The organism is Moraxella sp. I5G (assembly GCF_055193055.1).
The window spans coordinates 1-7933 of record NZ_JBUXLH010000022.1; the positions used below are offsets into that span (position 1 = coordinate 1).

Annotated in this window: 14 protein-coding genes; 8 read left to right on the forward strand and 6 right to left on the reverse strand. The window is 38.1% G+C overall.

All coding sequences use genetic code 11. The features are described 5' to 3' along the window. The first annotated feature begins 47 nt into the window (after window positions 1-47). The 7 genes from ACZBKJ_RS09465 (at window position 48) to ACZBKJ_RS09495 (ending at window position 4337) form a co-directional block, all read left to right on the forward strand. Complete coding sequence (locus tag ACZBKJ_RS09465; protein ID WP_463200852.1) at window positions 48-299, forward strand: hemagglutinin repeat-containing protein; 252 nt, start codon at window positions 48-50, stop codon at window positions 297-299. Between the two features lie 569 nt (window positions 300-868). Continuing rightward, window positions 869-1468 (forward strand): class I SAM-dependent methyltransferase, encoded by a 600-nt coding sequence (locus ACZBKJ_RS09470; RefSeq protein WP_463200837.1) that lies wholly within the window; start codon window positions 869-871, stop codon window positions 1466-1468. A gap of 306 nt (window positions 1469-1774) precedes the next feature. After that, window positions 1775-1927 carry a hypothetical protein gene (locus tag ACZBKJ_RS09475; RefSeq protein ID WP_463200839.1) on the forward strand — a complete coding sequence of 51 codons (153 nt, stop codon included), beginning with the start codon at window positions 1775-1777 and terminating at the stop codon, window positions 1925-1927. A 167-nt stretch (window positions 1928-2094) separates the two neighbouring features. Continuing rightward, window positions 2095-2361 (forward strand): SMI1/KNR4 family protein, encoded by a 267-nt coding sequence (locus ACZBKJ_RS09480; RefSeq protein WP_463200853.1) that lies wholly within the window; start codon window positions 2095-2097, stop codon window positions 2359-2361. A gap of 396 nt (window positions 2362-2757) precedes the next feature. Continuing rightward, entirely contained in the window at window positions 2758-3303 is a 546-nt protein-coding gene (locus tag ACZBKJ_RS09485; protein WP_463200841.1) for a hypothetical protein, read from the forward strand. 48 nt (window positions 3304-3351) lie between these two features. Next, window positions 3352-3684 carry a hypothetical protein gene (locus tag ACZBKJ_RS09490; protein WP_463200843.1) on the forward strand — a complete coding sequence of 111 codons (333 nt, stop codon included), beginning with the start codon at window positions 3352-3354 and terminating at the stop codon, window positions 3682-3684. Between the two features lie 533 nt (window positions 3685-4217). After that, window positions 4218-4337: a zinc ribbon domain-containing protein gene (locus tag ACZBKJ_RS09495; protein WP_463200844.1), complete on the forward strand. Its 120-nt coding sequence runs from the start codon at window positions 4218-4220 to the stop codon at window positions 4335-4337. 661 nt (window positions 4338-4998) lie between these two features. On the opposite strand, the gene ACZBKJ_RS09500 is transcribed toward ACZBKJ_RS09495, so the two are convergent. The 6 genes from ACZBKJ_RS09500 to ACZBKJ_RS09525 form a co-directional block, all read right to left on the reverse strand. Further along, window positions 4999-5748, reverse strand: coding sequence for an FAD-binding oxidoreductase (locus ACZBKJ_RS09500; protein WP_463200854.1), 750 nt, complete (start codon window positions 5746-5748; stop codon window positions 4999-5001). 6 nt (window positions 5749-5754) lie between these two features. Next, window positions 5755-6288 (reverse strand): ferric reductase-like transmembrane domain-containing protein, encoded by a 534-nt coding sequence (locus ACZBKJ_RS09505; RefSeq protein ID WP_463200845.1) that lies wholly within the window; start codon window positions 6286-6288, stop codon window positions 5755-5757. 469 nt (window positions 6289-6757) lie between these two features. Beyond that, window positions 6758-6877, reverse strand: a complete 120-nt coding sequence (locus ACZBKJ_RS09510) for a hypothetical protein (protein ID WP_463200855.1) — start codon at window positions 6875-6877, stop codon at window positions 6758-6760. A 10-nt stretch (window positions 6878-6887) separates the two neighbouring features. Then, window positions 6888-7013, reverse strand: coding sequence for a hypothetical protein (locus ACZBKJ_RS09515; RefSeq protein WP_463200847.1), 126 nt, complete (start codon window positions 7011-7013; stop codon window positions 6888-6890). An 85-nt stretch (window positions 7014-7098) separates the two neighbouring features. Next, window positions 7099-7236: a hypothetical protein gene (locus ACZBKJ_RS09520; RefSeq protein ID WP_463200849.1), complete on the reverse strand. Its 138-nt coding sequence runs from the start codon at window positions 7234-7236 to the stop codon at window positions 7099-7101. After that, entirely contained in the window at window positions 7215-7448 is a 234-nt protein-coding gene (locus tag ACZBKJ_RS09525; protein WP_463200850.1) for a hypothetical protein, read from the reverse strand. The genes ACZBKJ_RS09520 and ACZBKJ_RS09525 overlap by 22 nt, the downstream gene beginning before the upstream one ends. Before the next feature lie 139 nt (window positions 7449-7587). On the opposite strand from ACZBKJ_RS09525, the gene ACZBKJ_RS09530 reads away from it, so the two are divergent. After that, window positions 7588-7933, forward strand: a 346-nt coding sequence (locus tag ACZBKJ_RS09530; RefSeq protein WP_463200851.1) for a LysR family transcriptional regulator, incomplete at its 3' end; no start/stop codon positions are given.

The window sequence follows — 7933 nt, forward strand, 5'->3', positions numbered from 1 at the left end:
ATTATGAATAATTTAATTGGCATATAAATAAGAAGCAACCTCCCAAGATAGCGCAAGGCTTTACCGCTCATGCCAATCTTGGTAAAGACGGCAGCACAGAAACTGCCACAACTCACACCAACACTACCGTTCAGGTAGCTAATGTCATGCATAATGACATCACGGGTAATTTTACCTTAGATGGTGTCAATCTCACAACCAAACACCTAACAAACACGATAGGTGGTGATTTAATCGTTAAAAGCCGCTTAGATGGCTATCTTGACCGATGCAGGCAAAATCCAAGCTTAATTAACTAGGTATCTAAACCCAAAACATTGTAAACCATCTAAGCTACAAATCAGATGCCTTGTAAGTTTGTATAAGCCTGACACCAAAACTCAAAGCAAAAAATAAGAAAAAGTTAAGGCTATTTACATTAAAATTAATACCATTAATTAATTTGCCAGTAGATTTATCAAAAAATTACCTTAATTATATTGGCAAACTTAATTTATTAATTTTTACCAAACTAAGTTAGTAAAGTTGGTCTGTAATACTGACTGATATAAACCAAAAAGACAATTAAAACGCAGATACAAACATAAAAATTATCTTTTTAAGAAGTTGATAAAAAAAATTTACAATACAAACTTATTCATACTTTAGCAATATTTGCTTCAATAACCCTAAAGGTATAGCAGATATTAGATGAAAACATGGGTTTTGGTATTTGCCATGTTGCAAACATAACAGAGATGTTAGTTTAATCAAAACATATCTCTTATTGAATATGATACACTAGTCATGGAAAACTTCTTGTTTTAATAAGAAGAGCAAATTATTAATATCAATGTAAACAACCAATTAATACTTGGAGTAATGCAATATGACCATTTGGGATGAAAGATATCAAGATAGCGAATATGTATTTGGTGTTGAACCAAATAAGTTTTTGGCTCAAATTGCACATCTACTACCAAATTCAGGTAGAGCCTTGGATTTGGCAACTGGAGAAGGACGTAATGCTGTATTTTTAGCAAAACATGGATTAACAACTACGGGTGTAGATGTATCCCAAGTTGGACTAGAAAAAGCAAAACGACTGGCAAAAGACAATCAAGTTATTGTTGATTTTATCAATCGTGATATTTGCACCATGGATTGGCAAGCTCCTTATGAGGTTATTAGCAGTGTATTTTTTCATCTGCCTGTGCCAAAACGCTTTGAAATTGCTAAGAAAATCATAGATGCTTTATCACCAAATGGATTATTTGTTGGAGTCTTCTATCATACAGAACAACTTAAATTTGGCACTGGTGGACCATCAAAAATTGAGATGTTAGGCACTTTGGAAGATTGGCAGGCTGCTTACAACGGTTTGAAGTGGTTATATGCCAAACATCATATTCTTCACCTTAATGAAGGGAATCGCCATATTGGTAAAAGTTCTGTAGTGTGTCTTTTAGGGCAAAAAGTCATATCATGACATTTAAATAAATTGACCACTTTAAAATGATAATTTAATCAACTTGCTTCAAAAGTTCAAATTTGAACTTTTTAGATTGGAATTGTTATCAACCTTTTCATAAGCTTTAGCAAATAAGATAAACTGTCCAAGACGCTCAAAAAATATTTGATGGACAGTCATCTTAACTTAAATCATTCAAGTACAAATATGTGCAAATAATACAAGAGATTTATACACCAGCTTAGGCATACTGTTCCTACAAGCGTTATGCGCGATGAAAATAAATCAAAACCACGTCCATAGCCTTTGACTGAAGCAAATATTATGAGTGCAAGAATGCAAACTGTAATAGAAAAAATGGGTGGAGTTCAAAGGTTTACATTTGAAGCACTGATTCCTACCTCTAGAAAATCAATGTCTAAATTTTTAGATATTACTAAAGAAGAATTTTCAGATTATTTGGATTATCTTGAATGATTTGGTGGAGAGACAGGATTTATAAAAGAATTTAAGTTAATACCATATAGTGATTTGCCTGAATATTGTTATCCTGATGACGATATTCCTGTAGGTGGTAATATCGAATGGAGTGGTGGTGATTTAGGTTTTTTATGGTGAGAATATAAACTACCAAAAACTCCCAAATTAGTGAAAGGCTTGAAAAATATAAAAATAGAATACCAGATAATTTTCTACCAATATTAAGTAATGAATTTGGTGATTTGATTTGTCTATGTACTCAAGGAGAAAGAATTGGGCAAATTTTCTATTGGGATCATGAAAACGAATGGGGTGAAGAAGATTATTTTAATGAATTTGGTGTACAAATGCCTGGAGAAGTAAAATTCCAAAATATCTATTTAATTGGTAAAAATCTATATGATTGCTTTAGCAGAATGATTCCAGTTTAATAATTAAAGCAAGCCGCAGCTCGGACAAAACCTTCAGTCCTGACGTAGAGTGTATGTTGTACGCACGCACGTGTTTTCTGTTTTTCAGACGGCCTTTGTTGTACTGTGTTCAACCGCTGCTACGCCTAGGACAAAGCCGGCAACCTGATTCAAAGAGCCGACCAAAGAAACGGCATCCTTAATTACGTTTACGACAAATCGGATGGATTCAGAAAGCCAGAAACAGCTAAGACTGCCATAGCGAAACGTTCGTCTTGTCAAAATATGTTGTAAAGCATAGCTATCATCTCGAAAAGGAATTTCTTAGGGTAGCAAACAAAGAAATGCACCTTGTTCAAGATGTGAACCAAGTGTTGACGGTGCTGGCGGTGTATATGATGAATGAAAGGATGAATTATGAATATAGAATTACATATTGAAAAAGTACAATCTCTTTTAGATCAAATGGATCTACAAAAGAAATGTAAATTTTCGGCTTGGTGCTGTAATGCACTGCTCCTTGAGAAAAAAATAAAAGAAAATATGATTAAAATAACTAATTCAAACGAGAACTACCAACTCTGTGATGCTATCATTCAAGCTGGTTGGTATGATTTCTCCCAAATAAATATTGAAATCTCTCAAAAAGCTATAGAAGATATAAATTGGGATGATGATAATCCATTAAATGATATGGTAGAAACACAAGGAACGATAGAATTATTAGTTTCAATTCGAAATATGTTACTAGGGATACAACAAAAATCATCTGATAGTTCTTATTTTGCGGCATGTGCTGAAAACGTCATTAATTGGAAAGATGCGTTAGCGAATCTCCCATACTCCAAAGATGGCAAAATAGAGGAGGAAAATTTAAAACGTGAATATGAGATTCAATTGTTATTTTTAGATGATTTAAGTAATAATCTAATTACCTTACAGGATATTAAAAAATATAGATAAATGGATGCAAGCCTAACTAGCCTATTTAAAAAGATAGGAGTTGAATTAATGGAGTCTAAAGAATTAACTTCTAAAATTTTACTGGAAAGTGTTTTGGAATGTACAAATTTTGTAGTAAATGAGGTACCAAATTTATACAGTGCAGTAATGGAGAGATTAAAGCAAGACGATGAATTATTTTTCATGAATTTTGTTGAAGATGAGAATAAGCAGGATGATTATTATGGATATTTTTATAATAAAACGAATAGAAAAATCTACGAATATGCGTTCCATAATGACAAATTAGTGAAAAATAGGAAGTTGTCTCTTATTGAAAAGAAAATTGGAGAGTTAACAACAAAAGATATTCTTGAATTACCTATAATCAATTTACTGTAATCTAAATATAGCTATGATTGGTCTTGTACTTTTGTGTAAGCAAACAGTAGCAAGCCCTGCTATCAAGTTAATGCCTATTGGTGATGTTGCTCGCAGCATTTACTTATGGTCATGTTCTGCTTAACAGCTGGACAAATCCAGTTTCTTACAGATAATGGCAAATTATCTGGTTTATGATGACAATGCGGGTAAGTTTTACTACCGGTAAAGAACCGATTTAATTTTAGAATATTTTTTACCACTAAATCCTTAAGCATAACTTGTTGCTTAGTTTTCATAGATAGGATTATGCGTGATTTTGTGGTGTCAGTCTAGTTTTACCCGTGTCATACTTTCTCATGGATGCGGGCGATTTTAATTTTTGTTTTTTGATAATTTTTACTGGTCTTTTGTTTGCGGGCAAAGATTTTTTTGCCCTATGGCAAGTCTTTGACTGGTATTGGCTAAACTTTGGATTATCAAACTTATGACCATCTGACAAAATGAATAGACAACTTATATCTCAGTCAAATTTGGTTTAATCGTGGTTGGTATTGGTAATATATCAGTATTTTCACCTAAGATGCCCTAATTGCCATACAATACATGACAGGGATATCAATGCTAGTATCAATATTTTGAATAAAGCGGATGAGTGTTTAACCTTGTCTTAAAATAACCATTGGCGGGTAAGTTCTATCTCCAATTTAAAAGTCTGCGGAGTTTATATAAAACCCAAATCCAACAACAAGGGAAGTAAACGATAAGGTAGAAAAAACACTAAACTTGCCCTTGGGCAGGTTTAGGTTAAAAGACGGGGCGGCTGTTTTCTGTGAAATAGTCAATCAAGCGATTACAGTACAAGATGATGAAACTTTGGTGCATTCTGATTAGTTAGAAAAAAGGTCGAGCTTTCTGTACTAACACCAGACATTGCTTGCCGCTGCTGTGCGGCGTGGCATTACATAAACTAAAAGACAATATTACGTTTTAACAATAACCTGATTACCAGCTTGCTTGGTATGACGTTGATTTTAAGGGTGGAAAGGAAAAACCATTTTTTTGTTGATTTACTTTGCAAATGCGTGATATTGATTCAGACGGCATTTATGTCCATAATAAAGCCGCAATTTATATTAGCGAGGATAAGATTGAGTTTGCAATCTTTAATATAAATAATTTGGATGAAATAAGTGGTTGGATTTTGAAGTCGATTTATAAAAACTCTTTGAAATTCGTTCACTCTTTGAAAAAAAGAATAAGGTCGTCTGAAAACCTTTAAGACGACCTTAATGCTTGACTAATCAAAACTTAAAATTTGTACATTAGATTCATTTAGCGCAACTCAAACAGCTCTTGATGTAATGAGCGTGTCTTAAGATTTCTTGCGATACTGCTTGTAAAACTAGGACTACCACAGAGCCACAGGCTGCGGTTTGCGCTATCGCGGACGGTTTGACCGATATGTTCGGCGGTAAGCCTTTGGGTTTCGGAAGGAATATAGTGGAAATTGACGTTGGCTTGTTGCGCTAACTGTTGCCAGTGGGCGAGCGTTTCGGCGGGCAGGTTTCTATCGGCATGAAACCAGTCTGTCGGCTGGGTGGCGGGCTGTTTGGCTAATTCGTTGAGCCGTGCGAGAAATGGGGTAAAACCGATACCGTTGCTGACCCAGATTTGCGCTTGTCCATCGGAAAAGTCGAAACATCCGTATGCGCCGTCGATTTGCACGGTGTCGCCGATGTTCAGGCGTTGCGGCAGGCGGCGGGTGTAGTCGCCCAAGTCTTTGACAACGAGTGTGAGTTGTTGGTTATCAGGCTGCCAGTCGGAGGCGATGGTAAAGGGGTGGCTTTCTCCGTGTGTGCGTAAAAAGAGGAATTGACCTGCGCGGTGTCCCTGCCATTTCGGGGCGTTCAGGGTCAGGGAGAGCAGATTGCCGTTTTGATTTAGGGCGGATACGGTGGCGTTTTGCGGATTGCCGATGCGCTTGAACAGGGCAATCAGCGAGCAGGCGATGCCTGCAAGTAAGGCTGCGATGAGCAGCCAGCCCAGCGGTTGCGACCAATAGGCAAAATTTGCCAGTACGATGGCGTGCTATACGAGCGCGAGATAAACGGGGACGATAAGTATGTGGAGTTTGGCAAACCAGCGGTAGGGTATGCGTTTGATGAGGGCGGCGATAAGCAGGACGAGGGCAACATAAAAAGCGATTTCGCCAACTTCTTCGGCAAAGTGGCGTTGGGTAGCCAGCCAATCTTTTAATGTCAATATTTCCTGCATCGGAGGGCGCGGCGGCTTTTTGCCATCAAACAGACCGAGCTTTACCAGCCATTTGGGGAATTGTTTGCAGGTCCAATGCAGGATGCTGCCTGAAAGGGCAATGATGCCGAGCCATTTGTGCAGGCGGTACATTTTGTCCAGCCCGCCGAGCGGCGTTTCCAGCATTTTGGGACGCACGGCAAGTATCAGACAGCCACTCATGGCCAGTATGCTGATGGTGCCTGTGAGTTGTAGCAATAGGTTGCGTACGGGAAATACGCCCCACTGATCTGGAAATGATGTAGCAAGCAGCCATAAAGCGAATATGCCGCCGAAAAATATGGCTAAGGTCAATTTAATGTTTTTCATGGTGGTGTTCTTTGTGAAATTAAAATATAAAACAGCCAGTGTTTGTTTTAACAGAACTAAATGTATTTTGGAAAAATTAGACCAAAATTATCAATAAAGTACTTTTTTGTATCCATTGTCAGAGCTTAAAAATCAAAGGCTAGCATAATCTGTTCTTCCTGCCATTGATGGGGTGAAGTATAACATTATTTAATAAACTCCACCACTTGCTCAAAACTTTGATGCGTTTTTGGGCAAGGTTTTTGCTTGCGATAGCCAAATGCCGCCATCACGCTTAACTTAAATTCTTTTGGATTAAACAAGCTTTTTCCGCCAACAACACCTCCATTTTGGCATAAGAGAGACCTTCAATCGGGATGCTGTCAATGCCGATCATCGCAGCCAAAGTCAGCATATTCCCCAGTGCGATATAGCTTTGTGGAAACTTATTGAAACTGCATTCCACCCTTATTCATCAAAAATTTCCCATCTAAGACGCTGTTGATATCTTGACTAACCAACAAGGGTTTAATTCATTGCGATAGTTTTTATAGGCTTGGCTTTGATGATGTTGTTCATAGTCAGCAAGGCTGGCATAGATTTCTACAATCCGCCATTGGTCATCTTGATTTTCTACCGTGCTGGCATAGCTTCACATTCAGTTCGCCCAAGCGGATAAACGGAGCAGCCTGCACCTGTAAAGTCAGCCCAAGATAACCGATTGCAAAAAGTTGTTTCAGTTTCATTCTAGTTTCCTTAGAAAAGCAAGATTTTACTTTTGACGCAAAATCCCACCGCACTTTAATAAGCCGCTTTTGTTAAACCGTCCAATCATGCTTGATGGCCGTTTACCATTGGATTTGGCGCGGTTTCTGCCAAGTCTTTGGCAAGTTTGCCGATTTGGCTTTCTTCGGTTAAGACACACACGCGGTTTTTCGGCAGGTTTTCTAAAGTCCAAGCGTGATACACATCACTAAAAGCTTAGTCGTTGAACCATCGCCCACCACGATATTTTCCGCATTGTAATAATAAGTGCCCCATGCTTTGGTATCCGCTAAATAAGGCAGCACATCCGCCACACTTAAGCCTTTTACAATTACTTCATTGGAAACATAGTTGTCGGTTTCGCCCGGCGTATATTTTTCCGGCCAAATGATTGCAGGTTGTGAATAAGTTTTCATAGTAAAGTCCTCTTAGTTAATGGTTAGTCGCGTTTTGCTATGTGAGGCATTATAGGGTGGGGTTAGATATAAGTGAAATCGCTGTTATAAATAATTAATATCAGATAAAATGATATTAAAAGAATAAAGCGAGCTAAAAATGAAATCCTTACAAACTCTTGATTTGAACTTATTGAAAGCCTTTGTGGCTTTGATGGACGAGCAAAGCGTAAGCAAAGCCGCCGAGCGTTTGGCGATTACGCAGCCGGCCATGAGCGGCGTGTTGGCAAGATTGCGTGACAGTTTTGATGATCCGCTATTTGTGCGGGTGCAGCGGGGCGTTGTGCCGACCAATCGGGCGTTAGAACTTGCCCCGCAAGTGAAAAAGGTGCTGAATGAAGTGGAGCAATTATTACAGCCGCCGCAGTTTGATCCGACAACGGCAGAATTAACTGTACGCATCGCCTGCACCGATTATGCAATGCGTGCCGTGATTGTGCCGTTTC

What these genes read in the sequence shown, in the direction of transcription:
- ACZBKJ_RS09470 (WP_463200837.1), top strand. Translation starts at nt 869, where the DNA reads ATGACCATTTGGGATGAAAGATATCAAGATAGCGAATATGTATTTGGT.
- ACZBKJ_RS09475 (WP_463200839.1), top strand. Translation starts at nt 1,775, where the DNA reads ATGAGTGCAAGAATGCAAACTGTAATAGAAAAAATGGGTGGAGTTCAA.
- ACZBKJ_RS09485 (WP_463200841.1), top strand. Translation starts at nt 2,758, where the DNA reads ATGAATATAGAATTACATATTGAAAAAGTACAATCTCTTTTAGATCAA.
- ACZBKJ_RS09490 (WP_463200843.1), top strand. Translation starts at nt 3,352, where the DNA reads ATGGAGTCTAAAGAATTAACTTCTAAAATTTTACTGGAAAGTGTTTTG.
- ACZBKJ_RS09505 (WP_463200845.1), bottom strand. Translation starts at nt 6,288, where the DNA reads ATGAAAAACATTAAATTGACCTTAGCCATATTTTTCGGCGGCATATTC.
- ACZBKJ_RS09515 (WP_463200847.1), bottom strand. Translation starts at nt 7,013, where the DNA reads ATGAAACTGAAACAACTTTTTGCAATCGGTTATCTTGGGCTGACTTTA.
- ACZBKJ_RS09525 (WP_463200850.1), bottom strand. Translation starts at nt 7,448, where the DNA reads ATGAAAACTTATTCACAACCTGCAATCATTTGGCCGGAAAAATATACG.